Genomic DNA, 20994 nt, shown 5'->3' on the forward strand with positions numbered 1-20994 from the left:
GCAGCCTTGCGCAAAGGCAATAAGCTCCCCGCAAACCACCACCCAGCGCGGCATTTCATCATTTGGTCAAATCCCACCTTGCACTTCATCAATTGATTGAGCCGCGGCGCATGCGCAATTCAGGGTAAACGCCAAATCCAGCGCGGCCCGAATCCCGACGCGCCTTGTGGCGCCGTCGTTTGCGTCAGCTGGCACGCTCTTCGCAATAGAGGCCATACAGCCCACGCGAAGGAGCAGCGCCATGATCAACCAGTCGGTCCCCTTGTTTGAAGCCTCGCCCCGGTTCGTGCGCATTGACGGCCGCACGCCAGAGGGCTTCGTGCAGTTCGCGTTCAGCGTGGCGGACCCCGAGCTCAATGTCGAGCTGATCATGCCCGAGCCGATGTTCGAAGCCTTCTGCAGCGTCAACCACGTGCGCTTCCTGCCGCCGGAGCTCCCGGCGCCCGATCGGGACGACTGAGCACGGCCGGCCCCCACGCACCGAACCACCCCCATAAAAACAGCAAGACCCAGGAGACCAAGCGATGCAAGTCGATATCAAGACCCAGCAGATCCAGCCGCTGCGCCAGACCTACGGCCATGTGGCGCGCCGCTTTGGCGACAAGCCCGCCTCGCGCTACCAGGAGGCCACCTACGACGTGCAGTCGGAAGTCAATTTCCACTACCGCCCGACCTGGGACTCGCAACACGAGATCTACGACAAGCGCCGTACCGCGATCGTGATGGCGGACTGGTACGCGCTCAAGGACCCGCGTCAGTACTTCTACGGCGCCTACGTGACGGCGCGCGGCCGCCAGCAGGACGCCACCGAGAAGAGCTTCGCCTTCGTGGAAAAGCGCGGGCTGCTGCAGGCACTGCCCGCCGAATGGCAGGACCGCCTGGCAGACGGCTTGCTGCCGCTGCGCCACGTGGAGTGGGGCGCCAACATGAACAACTTCTATTGCGCCGACTATGGCTGGGGCACGGCCATCACCCAGGCCTGCACCTACTGTGCGATGGATCGCCTCGGCATTGCCCAGTACCTGTCGCGCATCGGCATGCTGCTGGACGGCAACACCGGCGTGGCGCTGGAGCGCGCCAAGGTGGCCTGGATGGAGAGCGCCGCGTGGCAGCCGATGCGCCGGCTGATCGAGCGCAGCTTCGTGATCGAGGACTGGTTCGAGACCTTCGTCACCCAGAACCTGGTGCTCGACGGCCTGCTTTACCCGATGGTGTACCAGCACGCCGACGCCGCCATCGTCCGCGCCTGCGGCACCGGGCTGGCGGTGCTGACCGAGTTCATGAACGACTGGCGCGAAGAACACGCACGCTGGGTCGACTCGGTGGTGCAGACCGCAGCGGCCGAATCCGACGCCAATCGCGTGCTGYTGTCCGGCTGGGCCCGCGCCGCACGCGCGCAAGCGGCCGAAGCGTTGGTGCCGGTGGCTGACACCTTGCTGGGCGAGGGCGGCGAGCGGGTGGTGGCGCTGTGCGTGGAGCAGTTCGACGTGCGTCTTAACAAGCTTGGCCTTGCCGCCTGAGGAGCCCGCCATGACCGCCAACGTTTATATCGCGCTGCAAAGTAATGACGACACCCGCCCCATCATCGACGCCATCACCGAGGCCAACCCGCACGCCGTGGTGTCGCAGTTTCCCGCGATGGTGAAGATCGATGCGCCGGGCCATCTGACCATCGTGCGCGAACTGGTGTCGGAAAAACTCGGCCGCGAATGGGACCTGCAGGAGATCCACCTGAACCTGATTTCGCTGTCGGGAAACATCGACGAAGACGACGACGCCTTCACCCTGCACTGGAACGCCTGAAGTGGCCCGCCCACAGCAAAGACAAACGGAGACAGAACATCATGGACGCACGCAAGAAGCTGAACCTGCGGGAAAAATACGCGACGATGACGCGCGACCTCGGCTGGGAAACCACCTACGAGCCGATGGACAAGGTCTTTCCCTACGACAAGTACGAAGGCATCAAGATCCATGACTGGGACAAATGGGAAGACCCGTTCCGCATGACCATGGACGCCTACTGGAAGTACCAGTCGGAGAAAGAGCGCAAGCTGTACGCGATCATCGATTCGTTCGTGCAGAACAACGGCCACCTCAACGTCTCGGACCCGCGCTACCTGAACGCGCTGCGCCTGTTCCTGACCGGCGTAACGCCGCTGGAGTACGCGGCGCACCGTGGCTATGCCCACCTCGGGCGGCACTTTCGCGGCGCCGGCGCGCGGGTGGCGGCGCAGATGCAGTCGATCGACGAGCTGCGCCACGCGCAGACCCAGATGCACACGCTGTCGGTCTACAACAAGTACTTCAACGGCTTCGGCGAATGGCAGCACATGCATGACCGGGTCTGGTACCTGTCCGTGCCCAAGTCCTACTTCGAAGACGCCATGAGCGCGGGGCCGTTCGAGTTCATCACCGCGATTTCGTTCTCCTTCGAGTATGTGCTGACCAACCTGCTGTTCATGCCCTTCATGTCGGGTGCGGCCTACAACGGCGACATGGCCACGGTGACCTTCGGCTTCTCGGCACAGTCCGACGAATCGCGCCATATGACGCTGGGCCTGGAAGTGGTGAAGTTCCTGTGCCAGCAGGACCCGGACAATATCCCCATCCTGCAGAAGTGGCTGGACAAATGGTTCTGGCGYGGCTTTCGCCTGCTCACGCTGGTCGGCATGATGATGGACTACATGCTGCCCAAGCGCGTGATGTCGTGGGCGGAAGCCTGGGAGATGTACTTCGAGCAGGCCGGCGGTGCGCTGTTCAAGGACCTGGAGCGCTACGGCCTGCGCATGCCCAAGTACCACGAGGTGGCCACCAAGACCAAGGACCGCATCACCCACGAGGCCTGGGGCACCTTCTACAACTACGCCGCCGCGGCCGGCTTCCATACCTGGGTGCCCAAGCAGGACGAAATGGCATGGCTGACGGAGAAATATCCCGACACCTTCGCGCGTTACTACAAGCCGCGCCTCGATTACTGGCAGGAACGCCAGCAGCAAGGGGAGCGCTTTTACAACGCCACGCTGCCGATGCTGTGCCAGACCTGCCAGATCCCGATGGTGTTCTCGGAGCCGGACGACCCCACCCAGACCTGCTACCGGGAGAGCAGCTACCACGGCATGCGGTTCCACTTCTGCTCGGACGGCTGCAAGGACATCTTCGACGGCGAGCCGCAGAAGTACGCGCAGGCCTGGTTGCCTGTGCACCAGATCTACCAGGGCAACTGCGGCGGTGGATCGCTGGACGACGTGCTCAAGTGGTACCGCATCAACCCTGGCGCCGACAACCTGGATTTCGAAGGTTCGCAGGATCAGAAGAACTGGAACGCCTGGAAAGGCGTGCCGGGCACGGCTGCCTGAGCAGCCGGCATACAAGAGATAAGGAGACCACCATGTCCGTCGTATCCATTGGCCCCTACGCGTTCGAGCCCGCCGACCGCGAAGCGGTGTTCCACGGCAACCGCCTGCTCTATATCGGCTGGGACCGCCACCTGCTGTTCTGTGCGCCGCATTGCCTTCCCTTGCCGCCGTCGATGCGCCTGCGCGATGTCGTGGAGACCGTGCTGCCGGGCGTCTACGGCTATCACCCCGACTTTGCCCGCATCGACTGGCGCCGCGTGGAATGGCTGCGCGGCAGCGAGCCCTGGCAGCCAGGCCTCGACCGCACGCTGGAAGAGAACGGCCTGGGCCACAAGGCGGTGATCCGGTTCCGCACGCCGGGGCTGGATGGCATTGGCGGCAGTGGCAGCTAAGGCAGGAGACACAAGATGTATTCCCTGACCATTGAACCGATCGGGCAGACCATTCCCATCGCACCGGGCCAGACCGTGCTGGATGCCTGCCTGCGCAACGGCGTGTGGCTGCCGCACGCCTGCTGCCACGGGCTGTGCGCCACCTGCAAGGTGCAGGTGGTGCAGGGCGAGTTCGAGCATGGAGAGGCCTCCAGCTTCGCGCTGATGGATTTCGAGCGTGACAGCGGGCAGTGCCTGGCCTGCTGCGCCACCGCGCAGTCCGACATGGTGATCGAGGCCGATATCGAGGAAGACGCCGACTCGCTCGGCTTGCCGCTGGCCGACTATCGTGCCGAGGTGGTGGAGGCCCGCGCGCTGACCCCCACCATCCGCGGCATCTGGCTGCGCGTGAAGGGGGGCGCCGCGGCAGCTTTCCAGGCCGGCCAGTACCTCAACCTGCGCGTGCCGGGCTGCGACCAGCCGCGTGCGTTCTCGCTGGCTAACCGTCCCGGCGACGACCTGGTGGAGCTGCATGTGCGGCGGGTGGAAGGCGGGCAGGCCACCAGCTACCTGCACGATCGGTTGTCGGTGGGTGATGAACTCGGATTTTCCGCGCCTTACGGCCGCTTCTTCGTGCGCAAGTCGGCGCAAAAGCCCATGCTGTTCCTGGCGGGCGGCTCGGGCTTGTCCAGCCCGCGCGCCATGATCCTGGACATGCTGGCCGCCGGCGAGACCCTGCCGATCACGCTGGTGCAGGGCGCGCGCAACCGCACGGAGCTGTACTACGACGAGGCGTTCCGTGCACTGGCCGGCGCGCATCCCAACTTCCGCTATGTGCCCGCGCTCTCCGACGAACCGGCGGACAGTGGCTGGGATGGCGCGCGCGGCTATGTGCATGACGTCCTGCACGGCCTTTACGCCAATGGCGCTACCGCCGACTTCCGTGGCCACAAGGCCTACCTGTGCGGCCCACCGCCGATGATCGAAGCCTGCATCCGTACGTTGATGCAGGGCCGGCTGTTCGAGGAGGACATCCACACCGAGAAGTTCATCTCGGCCGGCGACGCACAGAACAGCGCGCGCAGCCCGCTGTTCAAGATCTGATGGAGGGCGCGGCATGCATACCGTCGAGATTGCGGGAAGCGGCCAGTGCTACCCCTGCGCGCCGGAGCAGAACCTGCTGCGCGCCATGGAAGCCCTGGGCAAGCGTGGCATTCCCGCGGGCTGCCGGGGCGGTGGCTGCGGGGTGTGCAAGGTGCGCATCGAGGCTGGCCGCTACCGTACCGGCAAGATGAGCCGCGCCTGCCTGTCGGAGGCGGAGGAGGGGAGTGGGTTTGTGCTCGCCTGCAAGGCCTTCCCCGACAGCGATATCCGCCTGCAGCCGGTGGCATTGCTGCAGCGCTGCCTGGACAAGCAGCGGGCGCGGCAGGACGCAGCGCAGGAGCAGTTGAACAAGCAGCCATAGATGCGGCAATGAACGCAGCAATGAACGCAGCAATAAAAGCTGGACCAATAACCCCATCATCAAGGAGACAGTCATGGCATTGACAGGCGTATTGCGCCCGGGGCACGTGGCACTGCGCGTGCTGGAACTCGAACCGGCGCTCAAGCACTACACCGAGGTACTCGGACTGATCGAAACCGCGCGCGACGACAAGGGCCGCGTCTACCTGAAGGCCTGGGACGAGCACGATCACCACAGCGTGGTCCTGCGCGAGGCCGACAGCCCGGGCATGGACTACATGGGCTTTCGCGTGGATAGCAGCCGCACGCTGGAGCGGCTTGCACAGGAAGTGGAGCAGTCCGGACTCGCGTCGGACTTCCAGTGGATTCCCGCCGGCGAGCATCCGCGTACCGGCGTGCGCTTTCGCTTCACCATTCCCACGGGACATGCCATCGAACTCTTCGCCGACAAGGACAAGCTGGGCTGCCTGACCGGCGACAGCAATCCCGACCCGTGGCCGGACGACCTGCGCGGCATGGCGCCCAGCCGCTTCGATCATTGCCTGCTCTATGGCGACGACCTGGATGGCACGGTCAAGCTGTTCCGCGACGTGCTCGGCTTCACGCTGGCCGAGGAAGTGGTCGCCGGCCCTGACAAGATGATGATCGGCGCCTTCCTGACGTGCTCCAACAAGGCGCATGACATCGCCTTCATCCGGCATGCGGAGAAGAACAAGTTCCATCACGCCTCGTTCAACCTGGACAACTGGGGCGAAGTGCTGAAGGCCGCCGACATTATTTCCAAGAAGGACGTGTCGCTCGATATCGGGCCGACGCGCCATGGCATTACCCGCGGCGCGACGATCTATTTCTTCGATCCTTCGGGCAACCGGAATGAGGTCTTCTCTGGCGGTTATATCCACTATCCCGACAAGCCGACCATCACGTGGACCGACAACGAACTGGGCCGCGCGATCTTCTATCACGACCGCAAGCTGAACGATGCGTTCCTGAATGTACTGACCTGATCCCCGGCGCGACGACTTCTCCGATGCCAGATGCTTGCCCCCCTCTCCCAGCGGAGCAAGGCGGGGCAGAGGCGTGGTGAAACGAGACGTCAGGCGCCACGTGTTTGCTCCCCTCTCCCGCTTGCGGGAGAGGGGAGCAAAGCACGGCAGAGGCGTAGCAAGGCGAAAGACAGCAAGGCAAAGCGGCGCACCCCGCCGCACCAAGCGAGACAACATGAAAGAGTTCAAGAACTTCATCAACGGCGAATGGGTGGCCACCCATCGCCAGTTCGACGACCGCAACCCGGTCGACAACAGCCTGATCGCCCGAGTGCACGAAGCCGGGAAGCCCGAGGTCGATGCCGCCGTCGCAGCGGCAAAGCAAGCGCTGAAAGGCCCGTGGGGCCAGATGACCGTGGCGCAACGCGTGGAGCTGCTGCATGCGGTGGCCGACGGCATCAACCGCCGCTTCGATGACTTCCTGCAAGCGGAGATCGCCGACACCGGCAAACCGCACTCGCTTGCCAGCCATATCGACATCCCGCGCGGCGCCGCCAATTTCAAGGTGTTCGCCGACCTGATCAAGAACGTGCCGGCCGAGAGCTTCGCCATGGCCACGCCGGATGGCGGCGAGGCCATCAACTACGCGGTGCGCTCGCCGCGCGGTGTGATCGGCGTAGTGTGCCCGTGGAACCTGCCGCTGCTGCTGATGACCTGGAAGGTCGGCCCCGCGCTGGCGTGCGGCAACACGGTAGTGGTCAAGCCATCGGAGGAAACGCCTGCAACCGCCACGCTGCTCGGGGAGGTCATGAACGAGGCCGGCGTGCCGCCGGGCGTCTATAACGTGGTGCACGGCTTTGGCCCGGATTCCGCCGGCGCCTTCCTGACCGCGCACCCGGATGTGAACGGCATCACCTTCACCGGCGAGACGCGTACTGGCGAGGCCATCATGAAGGCGGCTGCCAATGGCGTGCGCCCGGTTTCGTTCGAGCTGGGCGGCAAGAATGCCGGCATCGTGTTCGCCGACGCGGATTTCGACAAGGCGGTGGCCGGCATCACCCGCTCGGCCTTCGAGAACAGCGGCCAGGTCTGCCTGGGCACGGAGCGCGTCTACGTGCAGCGGCCCATCTTCGCGCGCTTCGTCGCGGCGCTCAAGGCCAGGGCCGAGGGCTTGCGCATCGGCCGGCCGAACGATGAGGGTGTCAACATGGGCCCGCTGGTGTCGCTGGAGCACCGCGACAAGGTGCTGTCCTACTACCGCAAGGCGGCGGATGCGGGCGCTACCGTGGTCACCGGCGGCGGTGTGCCCGAGATGCCCGGTGCGCTGGCCGAAGGCGCCTGGGTGCATCCCACCATCTGGACCGGCCTGCCGGAGGACTCGGCGGTGATCCGCGAGGAGATCTTCGGCCCCTGCTGCCACATCGCGCCGTTCGATACCGAGGAAGACGCCATCCGCCTGGCCAACGACACGCCTTACGGGCTGGCCGCCACCGTATGGACGTCCGACCTGGGCACCGCGCACCGCATGGGCAGCGCGCTGGAGGTGGGCATCTGCTGGATCAACGCGTGGTTCCTGCGCGACCTGCGCACCGCCTTCGGCGGCGCCAAGCAATCCGGCATCGGCCGCGAGGGCGGGGTGCATTCGCTGGAGTTCTATACCGAGTTGCGCAACGTGTGCGTGAAACTGTGAGGCAGGCCATGAGACCCGAAGACATTCTCGAGATCGGCGCGAGCCTGCATCAGGCACTGGATAAACGCCGGGCCATCGCCCCGCTGACCGAGCGCTACCCCGAACTGTCCATCGACGATGCCTACCGCATCCAGCTGGCCATGGTGCAGCACCGCCTGGACGCCGGCGAGCGCGTGATCGGCAAGAAGATCGGCGTGACCAGCCGGGTGGTGATGGACATGCTCGACGTGCGCCAGCCGGATTTTGGCCACCTGCTGTCCGGCATGGTCCATGGCGATGGTGCTGCCATTGCCGCCGATACGCTGATCGCGCCCAAGGCCGAAGGGGAAATCGCCTTCGTGCTCAAGGAAGACCTGGAAGGCCCGGGCATGACCAATGCCGATGTGCTGCGCGCCACCGCCTACGTGCTGCCGTGCTTCGAGATCGTCGACTCGCGCATCCGCGACTGGAAGATCCGGATCCAGGACACCGTGGCGGACAACGCATCGTCCGGTGTGTTCGTGCTGGGCGACGCCGCGGTGGACCCGCGCGGCCTTGACCTCGGCACCGTTGGCATGACGCTGGAGAAGAACGGCGAGATCGTCGCCACCGGCGCGGGCGCCGCCGCGCTCGGCCACCCGGCCAACGCCGTGGCGTGGCTGGCCAATACGCTGGGGCGTCTCGGCATCGGGCTGAAGAAGGGTGAGGTGATCCTGTCAGGCTCGCTGGCCGCGATGGTGCCTGTCCAGGCCGGCGACCAGCTTCGCATCAGCCTGGGCGGCATCGGCTCCGCCGGCGTGCGCTTCGTTTGATCGGATTCCACATAGCAGCCCAGGACAACGCCATGAACCTCACCCAAGACACCATCCGGCAACTCGCCGAGCACCTGGAAAACGCCGAGCTCAGGCGCGAGCCGGTGCGCAAGATTACCGACACCCACCCCGATATGGACTGGGATGACGCCTACGCCATCCAGGACGCGATCCGGGCGCGCAAGGAAGCGCGCGGCACCCGCATCGCCGGCCTGAAAATGGGGCTGACCTCGTTCGCCAAGATGCGCCAGATGGGCGTGACCGATCCGGTCTATGGCTTCCTGACCGACTACGGCGCCTGCATGGACGGTGGCACCATCGATACCGCATCGCTGATCCATCCCAAGGTGGAGGCCGAGATCGCCTTCGTGCTCAAGCATCCGCTCAAGGGACCGGGCTGCCATATCGGCGACGTGCTGGCCGCCACCGATTTCGTGCTGCCGGCGGTGGAGGTGATCGACTCGCGCTATGAACACTTCCGCTTCGACCTCAAGAGCGTGATCGCCGACAACACGTCGTCGGCACGCTTTGTCGTTGGCGGCACGCATCGCAGCGCCGAGGGGATCGACCTGAAGAACCTCGGCGTGGTGCTGGAGAAGAACGGTGAGGTGGTCGCCACCGCCGCCGGCGCCGCCGTGCTCGGCCACCCGGCTAGCAGCGTGGCCATGCTGGCGAACATGCTTGGCGCGCGTGGGCGCGAGCTGCCGGCGGGCACTTTCATCATGACCGGCGGCGTGACCGAGGCCATTGCGGTAGCAGCCGGCGATAGCATCACGGTGCGCTACCAGCATCTCGGCACCGTATCGATGCGCTTCGTTTGATGCTTCGTTTGATGCGCCCGGCGAGCGTGCTGGTGGCGCGGTACGATGCCACCGACTCAACCCATCCCGCAGGAGAAAAGCCATGCCCATCATGCAAGTGTTTCTGATCGAAGGCCGGACCGAAGAACAAAAGGCTCGCCTGATCAGCGCGCTGACGGACGCCGCCGTGGAATCGATCGGCGCGCCGATCGAGAGCGTGCGCGTGATGATTACCGAGGTGCCCAAGACGCAGTTTGGCATCGCGGGCAAGACAGCGAAGGAACTCGGCCGCTGAGGGAGCGGCATACGGAATGCCTGGCGGCACTGGACCTGGACCGCCCGGGCACGGAGACAACATGGACATGAAAGCAGGCGCCGGCGGCAGCCATCCGCCCGGCAAGCACAAGGTAGCCATCATCGGCTCGGGCAATATCGGCACCGACCTGATGATCAAGGTAATGCGCCACGGCCGGCATCTGGAGATGGGCGCGATGGTCGGCATCGACGCCACCTCCGACGGCCTGGCCCGGGCCGCGCGGCTGGGCGTGCCCACCACGGCCGAGGGCATCGAAGGCCTGGTGAGGATGGCCGGCTTTGGCGATATCCGCATCGCCTTCGACGCCACCTCGGCCGGCGCCCACGCGCATCACAACAAGATCCTGCAGCAGCACGGCATCCAGGTAATCGACCTGACCCCGGCCGCGATCGGGCCGTACGTGGTGCCGGTGGTCAACCTGGACCAGCAGCTCGGTGCCAGCAATATCAACATGGTGACCTGCGGCGGCCAGGCCACCATCCCGATGGTGGCGGCGGTGTCTCGCGTGGCCGAGGTGCATTACGCGGAGATCGTGGCCTCGATCTCCAGCAAGTCCGCCGGGCCGGGCACGCGCGCCAATATCGATGAATTTACCGAGACCACCAGCCAGGCGATCTGCTCCGTGGGCGGCGCGGCGCGCGGCAAGGCCATCATCGTGCTGAATCCGGCCGAGCCGCCGCTGATGATGCGCGACACGGTGTTCACGCTGTCCGAGGACGCCGACGAGGCGGCGATAGAGGCCAGCGTGCAAGCCATGGCGAAGGCAGTGCAGGCCTATGTGCCCGGCTACCGCCTCAAGCAGCGGGTGCAGTTCGAGCGCATCGATCCGTCAGCGCCGTTGAACATCCCGGGGCTGGGGCGGATGAGCGGGCTAAAGACATCGATCTTCCTCGAAGTGGAAGGCGCCGCCCATTACCTGCCGGCTTATGCCGGCAACCTCGACATCATGACCAGCGCTGCGCTAGCCTGCGCCGAGCGCCTGGCGCAAACGCGGCTGGCCGCGTAAGCGGCGGGCGCACGGAGACAAGACATGACCCAGCAAGCCACGCAGAAGAAACTCTATATCTCGGATGTCACGCTGCGCGACGGCAGCCACGCCATCCGCCATCAATACAGCCTGGACGACGTGCGCCGCATCGCCGCGGCGCTGGATGCCGCCAAGGTGGACTCGATCGAAGTCGCGCATGGCGACGGGCTCGCCGGCTCCAGCTTCAACTACGGGTTCGGCGCGCATACGGACCTTGAGTGGATCGCGGCGGCGGCCGAGACCGTCCGCCATGCCAAGGTAGCCACCTTGCTGCTGCCCGGCGTGGGCACCGTGCATGACCTGCGCGCCGCGTTCGACGCTGGCGCGCGCGTGGTCCGCGTGGCCACGCACTGCACCGAGGCGGATGTCTCGCGCCAGCATATCGAGTACGCGCGCAACCTGGGCATGGACACGGTGGGCTTCCTGATGATGAGCCACATGACCACGCCCGCCGCGCTGGCGCAGCAGGCCAGGCTGATGGAAAGCTACGGCGCCGAGACCGTCTACGTGGTGGATTCCGGCGGCGCGCTCAACATGAACGACGTGCGCGACCGCTTCCGCGCCTTCAAGGACGTGCTGAAGCCGGAAACCCAGACCGGCATGCATGCGCACCATAACCTGAGCCTGGGCGTGGCCAATTCCATCGTGGCGGTGGAAGCGGGCTGCGACCGCATCGACGCCAGCCTGGCCGGCATGGGCGCCGGCGCCGGCAACGCGCCGCTGGAGGTGTTCATCGCCGCCGCCAGCCGGCTCGGGTGGAACCACGGCTGCGATCTCTACACGCTGATGGACGCCGCCGACGAGATCGTGCGGCCGCTGCAGGACCGCCCGGTGCGCGTGGACCGCGAGACCCTCGCGCTTGGCTATGCGGGCGTCTATTCCAGCTTCCTGCGCCACGCGGAGGCAGCCGCCGGGCGCTATGCGCTGAAGACCGTGGATATCCTGGTGGAACTAGGCCAGCGCCGCATGGTGGGCGGGCAGGAAGACATGATCGTCGACGTGGCGCTGGACCTGGTGGCGCGGCGCGAGGCCGGGCAGGCGCGGATCACGGCGTAAGCTCCGCCCGGCCGAAGGGCGGCCGTCCGATAGGGGCGCCAGCACTCAAGCCGCCATCGGCTCCTCTTCCCCGCGCGCCATGCGCCGGATCGCCTGCGGCGGTTGCCCGAACGCCCGCAGGAACGCGCGGCGCATGCGCTCGCGGTCGCCAAAGCCGGTCTCCTTGGCCACCACATCGATCGGATGCCGCCCGGACTCCATCATCAGCCGCGCGGCCTCGATGCGCAGGTGCTCCACCGCCTTGGCCGGGGTTTGTCCCGTTTCTTCGCGGAAGGAGCGGCTGAACTGGCGCGGGCTGAGGTGCGCCGCTTGCGCCAGTTGGTCGACCGACAATTCGGCGTGCAGGTTCAGACGGGCAAAGGCGAGCGCGGCCTGGATGCGATCGGACTTGGGCTCAAGCTCGAGCAGCGCCGAGAACTGCGATTGCCCGCCGGCACGGCGGTGATAGACAACAAGCTTGCGCGCGACAGTGCGCGCGGTTTCGGCGCCGGCGTCTTTCTCGACCAGCGCCAAGGCCAGGTCGATGCAGGCGGTCATGCCGGCGGAGGTCCAGACCGGTCCGTCGATGATGAAGATGCGGTCTTCCTCGACGCTGACCGCGGGATACGTGCGCCGGAACCGGGCCGCGTAAAACCAGTGGGTGGTGGCCCGGCGGCCGTCCAGCAGCCCAGCCTCGGCGAGGTTGAAGGCGCCCGTGCAGGTGGCGCCGATGCGCCGTGTGGAGGGCGCCGCCTTTTGCAGGAAGGCGACCAGACCGGGCGACGCCGGCTGGATATCGTTGTCGCCCACCACCAGCAGCGTGTCGAACGCGCGGTCGTCGAATGCCTCCGTGGTGACGCAAAAGCCTGCCGAGGTCGGCACCGGCCCGCCTTGCTCGGACAGCAGGTGGACCGCGTAGAGCGGTTTGGCCGCGGTGCGATTGGCGAACTCAAGGACAGTGGTGACGCCCAGGTTCATGACCTGGAAGCCGGGGTAAAGGACGATTCCGACACGCAGCATGGTGAACTCCCACCGATGGCATAAAAGGTGGCATCTATGACATTGTTGCCATCGGATTATGCACCTAATCTTCGTTCCGTGGTGGCCGGCAACGGGCCGGCAACAACGAAATCGGAGAACGGACATGACCGCATCGACAGCAACCTCGGGAACCTCGGCAAGCTCGGGAATCAATTCGCACCAAGGCACCGCCCTGATTACCGGCGCGTCCTCAGGGATCGGCGCCGTCTACGCGGACCGGCTCGCCCGGCGCGGCTACGACCTGATCGTGGTCGCCCGTAACCGCGGCAGGCTGGCCACGCTGGCAGAACGCCTGACCAGCGAGACGGGCCGCTGCGTGGAGATCGTGACCGCGGATCTTGGCGCCGATGCCGATGTCCGCCGCCTGGAGACGCTGCTGCGCACCGACGCCAGCATCACCATGCTGGTCAACAACGCGGGCATCGGCGCGGCGGGGCCGCTGCTCCAGTCCGATGCCGACAAGATGGCTGCGATGATCGCGCTCAACGTTACCGCGCTGACCCGGCTGACCTACGCCGCCGCGCACGGCCTGGTGGCGCGTGGCAAGGGGACGATCATCAACATTGCCTCGATCGTGGCGCTCGCCCCGGAATTGCTCAACGGCGTCTACGGCGGGTCGAAGGCCTTCGTGCTGGCCTTTACGCAATCGCTGCAGCATGAACTGGCGGACAAGGGCGTGCGCGTGCAGGCCGTGCTGCCCGGTGCGATCCGTACGGAGTTCTGGGATGTGGCCGGCCAGCCGGTGGACAACCTGCCGCAGGAGTGGGTGATGAGCGCGGACGACCTGGTCGACGCGGCCCTGTCCGGGCTGGACCAGGGTGAGGTGGTGACGCTGCCGTCGCTGCCGGACGTGGCCGACTGGCATGCCTTCGAGGCCGCCCGCGCGGCGCTGGGGCCCAACCTGTCGCGCAGCGTGCCGGCCGCGCGCTTCCGGCTCGCCTGAAAGACGCGGTCTCGTTCAGGCGGAGGGGGAACACCGAGATGCGGGAGCCCGCCATGGGCTCCTCCCAGGACCTCACCCCAGCCTGAACTGCCCCACGACCCCCGCCAACGCGCCCGCCTGCCCCTGCAACGCCTCGGCGGCCGCGGTGGATTCCTCAACCAAGGCCGCATTCTGCTGCACCATCTGATCCAGCTGGCTAACCGCCCGGTTCACCTCCTGGATGCCCCGGGTCTGCTCCTGCGCAGCACTCGTGATCTCGGAAATGATGTTGGTCACCTTGTCCACGTTCCCGACGATCGCATGCATCGTGTCTCCGGCGCGGCGTACCTGCCCGGAGCCGGACACCACGCTGTCGACGGTGGTCTCTATCAGTGTCTTGATCTCCTTCGCGGCTTGCGAACTGCGCTGCGCCAGCCCGCGCACCTCACCGGCAACCACGGCGAATCCACGGCCCTGCTCACCGGCGCGCGCTGCTTCCACCGCAGCATTCAGCGCGAGGATGTTGGTCTGGAACGCAATGCCTTCGATCACGCCGATGATGTCGGACACCTTGACCGAAGCCCGCTCGATCTCGCTCATGGTTTGAATGGCCTCGCCAATGGCGGCGCCGCCATTGCCAGCGACCTGGGAGGCCGCGATCGCAGACGCATCGGCCTGCCTGGCCGACATGGCAGACTGGCTCACCGTCGCGGTGATCTGTTCCATCGACGCCGCCGTCTCTTCCAGGCTCGCCGCGGCGGATTCAGTGCGCCGCGAAAGGTCGATGTTTCCGGCCGCGATCTCGTCAGCGGCGGCATGTACAGACGCGCTGGCATCCCGGATCTGGCGCATCACGCTGACCAGCTTCTCGGCGAATGCGTTGAACGCCTGCGCAATCTGCGCCACCTCATCGGTGCCATCGGCTGGCAGGCGGCGCGTCAGGTCACCATCCCCGCTGCCAATATCCCGCATGGCATCGCGAATCACCGACAGCCTTCGGAATGAGACCGCTGTCACCCCGGCGACGATGGCGGCAGCCACGCCAGCGATCACGATCAGCACGAACACCGATGCCATCAGCATGGAGCGCATGCCCGCCGTAGCCTCGCTTTTGTCCAGCGCGATCACAGCGATCCAGTCCGTGCCGGGCACGCCGCGCGCCCGCAGCAGCTTGGGTGCATTGTCCACATCGACCTGCAGCGGCGCCTTGGCGCTTTCGAGCCCCGCGAGCTTGTCGACGGCAAGCGCAGGCATCAGATCGGTCAGCGGTTTGAGGGTGAGCTTATCGTCCTGGTGGGCGACGATCTTGCCGTCCTTTGTTGCCAGCACGCCAAAGCTGGCAGGGGTGGGGTGGATGGCCTTGATGTTGGCGATGACACTGTCCATGGACACGTCGCCGGCCACCACGCCTTTGAGCGTGCCGTCGCGCAGGATGGGCACGGCGAAGGTCACGACCAGCTTGCCGCTGCTGGCGGCCACGTAGGGCGGCGTGACCACCGGCTTGCCGGCGGCCACGGCCTGCTTGTACCAGGGACGGGACGTGGGATCGTAATCGGGCCGCAGGCCTTCGGTATCGGAAAACCGGTGGGACTTGTCGGGAAAGCCGATGTAGGTCATGACGAAGCCGCCGGCGCTGCCGACCTGCTTGAGCGCGGCGATGGCGGCGTTGGTGTCGGGCTGCGTTGCCGCGTCCTGCAGCGAGCCGATCATCTGCATGTGGCTCGCCACCCAGTCGGCGATGGCGCCGACGTGGCCGTTCTGCACGGCGGCCAGGTTGCTGTCGATGGCGTCGTCGCTGTACGAACTGGCCACCACGTGATTGATAACGGCGTTGGCAATGAGTGCCACCACGACGATGGCCACCGATAGGGCCACGATGCGCGCGCGCAGGGAGGACAGCATAGTTGGATCTTTCTTGTTTGGCTCGTCGGGCGGATAGCCGCTCGGAGCGGTGGGGGCGGAGGGTCCTGGCTCGCTCTTACGGCATTGTTGGCGGCGAATTTAGGATGGCCGGGCAGCCAATTTTCAAAGTGCGAAGAGCGCCATTCGGATATCCGGATAAAGCGCGATCTGGTTGTTCGGGTATTCGGATGCTCGGTTTTTTCTGCGTATTTGGCACCGAAGTGGTGCGTCTGTTGGCATGGGCGGAGCCTGCCTCGCGCAAAAAAGAAAGGCCTCCGAAGTGGAGGCCTTTCGTCTTTGTCTGGTCGTGTTTTGCGCGTGAGAACGCTGTGTCTTTTCCGCTGCCAGAGCGCACGGACCTCCACCTGTTAACGTGGTGGCAAGCCAATGGTCCCGAGGGTCAAGCGCGCCGCCACACCGGSGACTCMGCCACCACCACCTTGCGCGGCAGGATCTTCTGGCTGGTGAAGGCATCCGCRATGCGCTGCTGCTCATCGAGCGAGGCCGCATCCACCGTCTGCACCTGGTAGGTCCGGCGGCGGTTGGCGGCTTCCACCGTGGGCGCGTCCAGGCCGATCAGCGGCGCATGCCACTGCGCGGCGGCCGCGGGGTTTTGCTTGATCCATTCGCCGGCGCGGCGCAGTTCTTCATAGACCACGGCCAGCACGTCCGCATGCTTCTGCGCGTAAGGCGTGGCGGCGAGGTAGAAGCGCCGGTAGCTTGAGAGCCCCTTGCCATCGCGCAGGATGCGCGCGTTGGCCTGGCGTTGCACTGCCGCCAGGAACGGGTCCCAGATCACCCAGGCGGCCACGCTGCCGCGCTCGAAGGCGGCGCGGGCGTCGGCCGGGCTCAGGTAGGCGGGCTCGATGTCGCGGATCGACAGCCCGGCGCTGGCCAGCGCTTCGAGCAGCAGGTAGTGCGCGCCCGCGCCCTTGGCAAAGGMGATGCGCTGGCCTTTGAGCTGGGCGATTTCCTTGATCGGCGAATCCTGCCGCACCACGATGGCCTGCGCTTCGGGCGAGGGCGTCTCGATGGCGTAGTAGGTCAGGTTGGCGCCGGCCGCGAGCGCGAAGGGCGGTACCGCGTCGGCCACGTCCGCGCTCAGGTCGAGGTTGCCGATATTGAGGGATTCCAGTAGCGGCAGGCCCGAGGTAAATTCATACCATTGCACCGACGCGCCCAGCGGTGCGAGTGCCTTCTCCAGCGTCTCGCGCGATTTCAGCAGGATCATCAACGTGGACGATTTCTGGAAGCCGATGCGCAGCGTGTGCTTTGGCGCCTGCGCGCGTGCCGGCAACGCCGTGCCAAGCGCGCAGGCCGCGCCGGCGGCCAGCATGCTGCTGACAACGATTCTCCGCCGCCGCTGGTTGCGTTCGTTTGTCATTGCCGCTCCCCCTTGTCTTTCAAGTTGTAAGGGGAAGAGGGTAGGCGAAAGCCATGCCGCAAGGAACGAAGAATGCCGCAGTTGCTTATGCGCCGGATGGCGCGCTGCAGGAGCGCCTCAGCGCTGGTAGGCCGGCGGCAGGAAGCCGGCAAAGCGTTGCTGCGTGGTCGCCTTGAATTCCGGCGACTGGTAAGCCTCGCGGATGTCMTTGACGAACGGCTTGCCGGTGTCGGCGGTGCGCACGGCAACCAGGTTCATGTAGTAGTCGGGAATCTTCTCCAGGCTCAGCGCTTCGGTCAGCTTCAGGCCGGAGGACAGCGCGAAGTTGCCGTTGACGAAGGCGAAGTCCACGTCGTCGAGCGAGCGCGGCAGTTGCGCGGCTTCGAGCTGGATCAGCTTGAGCTTGTTCGGGTTGCCTTCGATGTCGCGCTCGCTGGCGCGGATCGGATCGGTGCCGGCCTTGAGCGTGATCCAGCCGATCTGCTGCAGCATGGCGATGGCGCGTGCCAGGTTGGACGGATCGTTAGGCAGCGACACCGACGCGCCCGGCTTCACTTCCGTCAGCGACTTGTGCTTGCGGCTGTAGATGCCGATCGGGGCGGTGGGGACCTGGATGACGTCGGACAATTGCAGCTTGCGGTCGCCGGAGAACTTCTTCAGGTAGGCCACGTGCTGGAAGGCATTGGCGTCGATGGCGCCATCGGCCAGCGCCAGGTTCGGCTGCACGTAGTCGCTGAACTCAACGATAGTGACCTTGTAGCCCTTTTTTTCCAGCAGGGGCTTGATGCCGTAGCGGATCTGGTCGGAGTAGGGGCCAGCGGTGGCGCCGAAGCGGATTTCCTTCTTGTCCGGATCAGCCGCGCCGGCCGTCTGGATCACGCCGAGCGCGAGCACCGCGGCAATCAGTCGAATTCCGAAACCCAGTTTCATCTAAAGCTCCCCGTATTGTTTGTGTGGTTTGTGTGCATCGTGGCTTACCGGGATGGCGGCAAGCAAGGAAGCCCATTGTAGGGAAGTGCATACGTTCAAGGAACGAGTAAAAACGCATGGTCTTATAACGCACTTGCATATGCCTGCAAGCAGGTTTGCAGGCACTCGTGTGACGCTAACGGCTGTTTCGCTCGGCGGCATATGCATATGGCAATTGGGTAGTTGCGGGATAACCCGTATTGCGGTTATGATAGAACTGTCTCCTCCAATCCCTCCAAGGAATTGGATTCGCGCCCGCCTCATTGGTGGGCGTTTTTATTTGTGCTTGCCAAACGGGCTTAAGCGGTCGCCAGCGCGGCGGAAAACAAGAAGGGCCGGTGGCATCCATGTGCCMCCGGCCCTTCTTGTTGCGAGCGCCGCGTTGCGACGCCAGCTACTGCGCTACCCCGCCACCCCTCAGGCCGCGGCCAGCGCGCGCTCCAGGTCTTCCAGCAGGTCGTCGATGTGCTCGATGCCGATCGACAGGCGCACCATGTCTTCGCTGACACCGGCGGCCTTCAGCTCGGTGGCGTCGAGCTGGCGGTGCGTGGTGGAGGCCGGATGGGTCGCCAGCGACTTGGCGTCGCCGATGTTGACCAGGCGGGTAAACAGTTGCAGCGCGTCCAGGAAGCGCGCGCCGGCTTCGCGGCCGCCGCTCTTCAGGCCGAATGACAGGATGCCGGGGCCGCGCCCGCCCAGGTAGCGCTGCACCAGCGCATGGTCCGGGTGCTCCGGCAGGCCGGCAAAGTTGACCCACTCCACCTTGGGGCTGGCCTTCAGGTGGCGCGCGACAGCCAGCGCGTTCTCGGTGATGCGGTCCAGGCGCAGCGCCAGGGTCTCGATGCCTTGCAGGATCAGGAAGGCATTGAACGGCGACAGCGCCGCGCCGGTATTGCGCAGCGGCACCACGCGGGCGCGGCCGATATAGGCGGCGGCGCCGAGCGCTTCGGTGTAGACCACGCCGTGGTACGACACATCCGGCTCGTTCAGGCGCTTGAAGCGCGCCTTGTGCTCGGCCCACGGGAACTTGCCGCTATCGACGATGGCGCCGCCCACGCTGTTGCCGTGGCCGCCCAGGTATTTGGTGAGCGAGTGCACGACGATGTCCGCGCCATGCTCGAACGGACGGCACAGGTAGGGCGAGGGCACGGTGTTGTCCACGATCAGCGGGATGCCGTGGCTGTGCGCCACCTTGGCGATCGCTTCGATATCGACGATGTTGCCCAGCGGGTTGCCCACCGACTCCACGAAGATCGCCTTGGTGCGCGCATCCACCAGGTCGCCGAAGGCGGCCGGATTGCGGCCATCGGCAAAGCGGGTCTCGATGCCGGACAGCGGCAGCGTGTGCGCGAACAGGTTGTAGGTGCCGCCGTAGAGCTGGCTGGCCGAGATGATGTTGTCGCCGGCCTCGGCGATGGTCTGGATGGCATAGGTGATGGCCGCCATGCCGGACGCCAGCGCCAGCGCGCCCACGCCGCCCTCGAGCGCGGCCAGCCGCTGCTCCAGCACGTCGTTGGTGGGGTTCATGATGCGGCTGTAGATATTGCCGGGCACCTTGAGGTCGAACAGGTCGGCGCCGTGCTGCGCGTTGTCGAACGCATACGCAACGGTCTGGTAGATCGGTACGGCCACGGCACGCGTGGTGGGGTCCGGGGAGTAGCCGCCGTGAACAGCAATTGTCTCGATTTTCATGATGTCGTTGTCTTCTTGTTGGAATGAATACGCTCAGGAACGGGCATGGTAGCAACCGTGGTTCGCGTGTGTCATCCGGGGGCGGGGCTGCGCGGGCCCGCCCCCGGATGTGGGCATGGGCCCCTTTACTGGCTGGCCAGGGGGAAGCTCGCCTGCCAGACGTTGTCCTTGACCTTGACGGCGGTGGGGATCAGTTTCTGCTCGTGGAACAGGTCGGCCACCCGCTGCTGGGCGGCGATCACCTCCGGCGTTACCGGGGTGGCGCCGTACGGCACGCGCTTGAGCCAGGTCTCCACGACCTGCGCGTCCAGGCCCACGGCAGGCGCGAGCAGGGCGGCAGTCTCGCCGGGGTTCTTCACCACCCACAGGCCGGTCGTGCGCAGTTGCTCCAGGATGGCATTGACCACTTGCGGCTGCGCCTTGACGAAGCCGTTGGCGGCTTCATAGAAGTTGAAGGGGGAGGGCACGCCTTCATAGTCGGCGATGGTGCGCACCTTCAGCGCCTTCTGCGCCAGCGCGTAGTACGGGTCCCAGACCACCCAGGCGTCCACGTTGCCGCTCTCGAAGGCGGCGCGTGCATCGGCGGGCGGCAGGTAGATCGGCTGGATATCCTGCAGGGCCAGCCCATGCTTCTTGAGCAACTGCACCAGCAGGTAGTTGGAGCTGGAGCCTTTTTGCAAGGCGATGCGCTTGCCGCGCAGGTCGGCCACCGAGCGGATCGGCGACTTCTCCAGCACGAACAGCGCCTCGTTGGTCTTGCCGCCGGGCTCTGCGCCCACGTAGACAAAGTTGGCGCGGGCCGCCTGGGCGAACACTGCCGGCGGCGCGCCGGTGTAGCCAAAGTCGATGCCGCCGGCATTGAGCGCCTCCAGCAACTGCGGGCCGGCGGGGAATTCCTTCCACTCCACCTTGACGCCGAGCGGGGCGAGCTTTTTCTCCAGCGAGCCCTGCGCTTTGAGCACGGCCAGCAGGCCGGCCTTCTGGTAGCCCACGCGGACCGACGCGTCGGCGGCATGGMCGGCGGCGGACCAGGACAGCGCGGCGATGGCCAGGGCGCGGCCGACGACGGGTAGCCATTGGCGGAAAGGATGCATTGCGATGTTCTCCGAAGTCGACGATGCGGTAGCAAGGGTCTGAGGTTGGGATGCGGCCCTATGGTTGCGAAATCGCGCGAGGAGGGGAACGAAGGTTATTGCATTTGGATAGAACCGCGGCGGGCGCCGCGCGGTGGCAAGCACGTTTCGG

Annotated in this window: 21 protein-coding genes; 15 read left to right on the forward strand and 6 right to left on the reverse strand. The window is 65.8% G+C overall.

Annotation, left to right across the window (positions count from 1 at the left end; genetic code table 11):
• The first annotated feature begins 241 nt into the window (after positions 1–241).
• The 14 genes from AC1DS3_RS01235 to dmpG all read left to right on the forward strand — a co-directional run bounded on the left by AC1DS3_RS01235 (position 242) and on the right by dmpG (position 11860).
• Positions 242–460 carry a phenol hydroxylase subunit gene (locus AC1DS3_RS01235; RefSeq protein WP_441638106.1) on the forward strand — a complete coding sequence of 73 codons (219 nt, stop codon included), beginning with the start codon at positions 242–244 and terminating at the stop codon, positions 458–460.
• A gap of 64 nt (positions 461–524) precedes the next feature.
• A complete protein-coding gene (locus AC1DS3_RS01240; RefSeq protein ID WP_441638108.1) occupies positions 525–1520 on the forward strand; it encodes an aromatic/alkene monooxygenase hydroxylase subunit beta in 996 nt (331 codons plus the stop codon).
• A gap of 10 nt (positions 1521–1530) precedes the next feature.
• Complete coding sequence (locus AC1DS3_RS01245; protein WP_441638110.1) at positions 1531–1803, forward strand: MmoB/DmpM family protein; 273 nt, start codon at positions 1531–1533, stop codon at positions 1801–1803.
• Positions 1804–1844: 41 nt separating this feature from the next.
• Positions 1845–3359 (forward strand): aromatic/alkene/methane monooxygenase hydroxylase/oxygenase subunit alpha, encoded by a 1515-nt coding sequence (locus tag AC1DS3_RS01250; RefSeq protein ID WP_150987097.1) that lies wholly within the window; start codon positions 1845–1847, stop codon positions 3357–3359.
• Positions 3360–3391: 32 nt separating this feature from the next.
• The gene (locus AC1DS3_RS01255; protein ID WP_441638112.1) at positions 3392–3751 is read left to right on the forward strand and encodes a phenol hydroxylase subunit P4; all 360 of its coding nucleotides are present in this window, start codon (positions 3392–3394) and stop codon (positions 3749–3751) included.
• 15 nt (positions 3752–3766) lie between these two features.
• The gene (locus AC1DS3_RS01260; RefSeq protein ID WP_441638114.1) at positions 3767–4834 is read left to right on the forward strand and encodes an NADH:ubiquinone reductase (Na(+)-transporting) subunit F; all 1068 of its coding nucleotides are present in this window, start codon (positions 3767–3769) and stop codon (positions 4832–4834) included.
• A 13-nt stretch (positions 4835–4847) separates the two neighbouring features.
• Entirely contained in the window at positions 4848–5195 is a 348-nt protein-coding gene (locus tag AC1DS3_RS01265; RefSeq protein ID WP_441638116.1) for a 2Fe-2S iron-sulfur cluster binding domain-containing protein, read from the forward strand.
• Positions 5196–5268: 73 nt separating this feature from the next.
• Positions 5269–6201: a catechol 2,3-dioxygenase gene (locus tag AC1DS3_RS01270; RefSeq protein WP_477109367.1), complete on the forward strand. Its 933-nt coding sequence runs from the start codon at positions 5269–5271 to the stop codon at positions 6199–6201.
• A 214-nt stretch (positions 6202–6415) separates the two neighbouring features.
• Positions 6416–7870: a 2-hydroxymuconic semialdehyde dehydrogenase gene (locus tag AC1DS3_RS01275; protein WP_441638120.1), complete on the forward strand. Its 1455-nt coding sequence runs from the start codon at positions 6416–6418 to the stop codon at positions 7868–7870.
• An 8-nt stretch (positions 7871–7878) separates the two neighbouring features.
• A complete protein-coding gene (gene dmpE, locus AC1DS3_RS01280; RefSeq protein ID WP_441638122.1) occupies positions 7879–8661 on the forward strand; it encodes a 2-oxopent-4-enoate hydratase in 783 nt (260 codons plus the stop codon).
• Positions 8662–8693: 32 nt separating this feature from the next.
• A complete protein-coding gene (gene dmpH, locus AC1DS3_RS01285) occupies positions 8694–9482 on the forward strand; it encodes a 2-oxo-3-hexenedioate decarboxylase (protein ID WP_441638124.1) in 789 nt (262 codons plus the stop codon).
• Positions 9451–9756, forward strand: coding sequence for a 2-hydroxymuconate tautomerase (locus tag AC1DS3_RS01290; RefSeq protein WP_441638357.1), 306 nt, complete (start codon positions 9451–9453; stop codon positions 9754–9756). The genes dmpH and AC1DS3_RS01290 overlap by 32 nt, the downstream gene beginning before the upstream one ends.
• Before the next feature lie 61 nt (positions 9757–9817).
• The gene (locus AC1DS3_RS01295) at positions 9818–10783 is read left to right on the forward strand and encodes an acetaldehyde dehydrogenase (acetylating) (protein ID WP_441638126.1); all 966 of its coding nucleotides are present in this window, start codon (positions 9818–9820) and stop codon (positions 10781–10783) included.
• A gap of 24 nt (positions 10784–10807) precedes the next feature.
• The gene (dmpG, locus tag AC1DS3_RS01300) at positions 10808–11860 is read left to right on the forward strand and encodes a 4-hydroxy-2-oxovalerate aldolase (protein ID WP_441638128.1); all 1053 of its coding nucleotides are present in this window, start codon (positions 10808–10810) and stop codon (positions 11858–11860) included.
• A gap of 45 nt (positions 11861–11905) precedes the next feature.
• On the opposite strand, the gene AC1DS3_RS01305 is transcribed toward dmpG, so the two are convergent.
• The gene (locus tag AC1DS3_RS01305; protein ID WP_477109366.1) at positions 11906–12859 is read right to left on the reverse strand and encodes a GlxA family transcriptional regulator; all 954 of its coding nucleotides are present in this window, start codon (positions 12857–12859) and stop codon (positions 11906–11908) included.
• A 124-nt stretch (positions 12860–12983) separates the two neighbouring features.
• Here AC1DS3_RS01305 and AC1DS3_RS01310 point away from each other — a divergent pair, with 124 nt between their 5' ends.
• A complete protein-coding gene (locus AC1DS3_RS01310; RefSeq protein ID WP_441638132.1) occupies positions 12984–13823 on the forward strand; it encodes an SDR family NAD(P)-dependent oxidoreductase in 840 nt (279 codons plus the stop codon).
• A 72-nt stretch (positions 13824–13895) separates the two neighbouring features.
• Here the strand turns inward: AC1DS3_RS01310 and AC1DS3_RS01315 are convergent, their stop codons facing one another.
• The 5 genes from AC1DS3_RS01315 to AC1DS3_RS01335 form a co-directional block, all read right to left on the reverse strand.
• Positions 13896–15704, reverse strand: coding sequence for a methyl-accepting chemotaxis protein (locus tag AC1DS3_RS01315; RefSeq protein WP_477109365.1), 1809 nt, complete (start codon positions 15702–15704; stop codon positions 13896–13898).
• Between the two features lie 400 nt (positions 15705–16104).
• Positions 16105–17088 (reverse strand): aliphatic sulfonate ABC transporter substrate-binding protein, encoded by a 984-nt coding sequence (locus tag AC1DS3_RS01320; protein ID WP_477126557.1) that lies wholly within the window; start codon positions 17086–17088, stop codon positions 16105–16107.
• Positions 17089–17205: 117 nt separating this feature from the next.
• Positions 17206–18018 carry a MetQ/NlpA family ABC transporter substrate-binding protein gene (locus AC1DS3_RS01325; protein WP_477126558.1) on the reverse strand — a complete coding sequence of 271 codons (813 nt, stop codon included), beginning with the start codon at positions 18016–18018 and terminating at the stop codon, positions 17206–17208.
• Between the two features lie 456 nt (positions 18019–18474).
• Complete coding sequence (locus tag AC1DS3_RS01330) at positions 18475–19749, reverse strand: O-acetylhomoserine aminocarboxypropyltransferase/cysteine synthase family protein (RefSeq protein WP_441638140.1); 1275 nt, start codon at positions 19747–19749, stop codon at positions 18475–18477.
• A 125-nt stretch (positions 19750–19874) separates the two neighbouring features.
• Entirely contained in the window at positions 19875–20843 is a 969-nt protein-coding gene (locus AC1DS3_RS01335; protein ID WP_477126559.1) for a sulfonate ABC transporter substrate-binding protein, read from the reverse strand.
• Positions 20844–20994 lie beyond the last annotated feature (151 nt).

This window comes from Cupriavidus sp. 01L46 (assembly GCF_056399905.1).

Coding starts and splice junctions, on each gene's coding strand:
- AC1DS3_RS01295 (WP_441638126.1), top strand. CDS start 9,818: ATGGACATGAAAGCAGGCGCCGGCGGCAGCCATCCGCCCGGCAAGCAC.
- dmpE (WP_441638122.1), top strand. CDS start 7,879: ATGAGACCCGAAGACATTCTCGAGATCGGCGCGAGCCTGCATCAGGCA.
- AC1DS3_RS01260 (WP_441638114.1), top strand. CDS start 3,767: ATGTATTCCCTGACCATTGAACCGATCGGGCAGACCATTCCCATCGCA.
- AC1DS3_RS01235 (WP_441638106.1), top strand. CDS start 242: ATGATCAACCAGTCGGTCCCCTTGTTTGAAGCCTCGCCCCGGTTCGTG.
- AC1DS3_RS01305 (WP_477109366.1), bottom strand. CDS start 12,859: ATGCTGCGTGTCGGAATCGTCCTTTACCCCGGCTTCCAGGTCATGAAC.
- AC1DS3_RS01245 (WP_441638110.1), top strand. CDS start 1,531: ATGACCGCCAACGTTTATATCGCGCTGCAAAGTAATGACGACACCCGC.
- dmpH (WP_441638124.1), top strand. CDS start 8,694: ATGAACCTCACCCAAGACACCATCCGGCAACTCGCCGAGCACCTGGAA.
- AC1DS3_RS01315 (WP_477109365.1), bottom strand. CDS start 15,704: ATGCTGTCCTCCCTGCGCGCGCGCATCGTGGCCCTATCGGTGGCCATC.
- AC1DS3_RS01265 (WP_441638116.1), top strand. CDS start 4,848: ATGCATACCGTCGAGATTGCGGGAAGCGGCCAGTGCTACCCCTGCGCG.
- AC1DS3_RS01255 (WP_441638112.1), top strand. CDS start 3,392: ATGTCCGTCGTATCCATTGGCCCCTACGCGTTCGAGCCCGCCGACCGC.
- AC1DS3_RS01270 (WP_477109367.1), top strand. CDS start 5,269: ATGGCATTGACAGGCGTATTGCGCCCGGGGCACGTGGCACTGCGCGTG.
- dmpG (WP_441638128.1), top strand. CDS start 10,808: ATGACCCAGCAAGCCACGCAGAAGAAACTCTATATCTCGGATGTCACG.
- AC1DS3_RS01330 (WP_441638140.1), bottom strand. CDS start 19,749: ATGAAAATCGAGACAATTGCTGTTCACGGCGGCTACTCCCCGGACCCC.
- AC1DS3_RS01310 (WP_441638132.1), top strand. CDS start 12,984: ATGACCGCATCGACAGCAACCTCGGGAACCTCGGCAAGCTCGGGAATC.
- AC1DS3_RS01275 (WP_441638120.1), top strand. CDS start 6,416: ATGAAAGAGTTCAAGAACTTCATCAACGGCGAATGGGTGGCCACCCAT.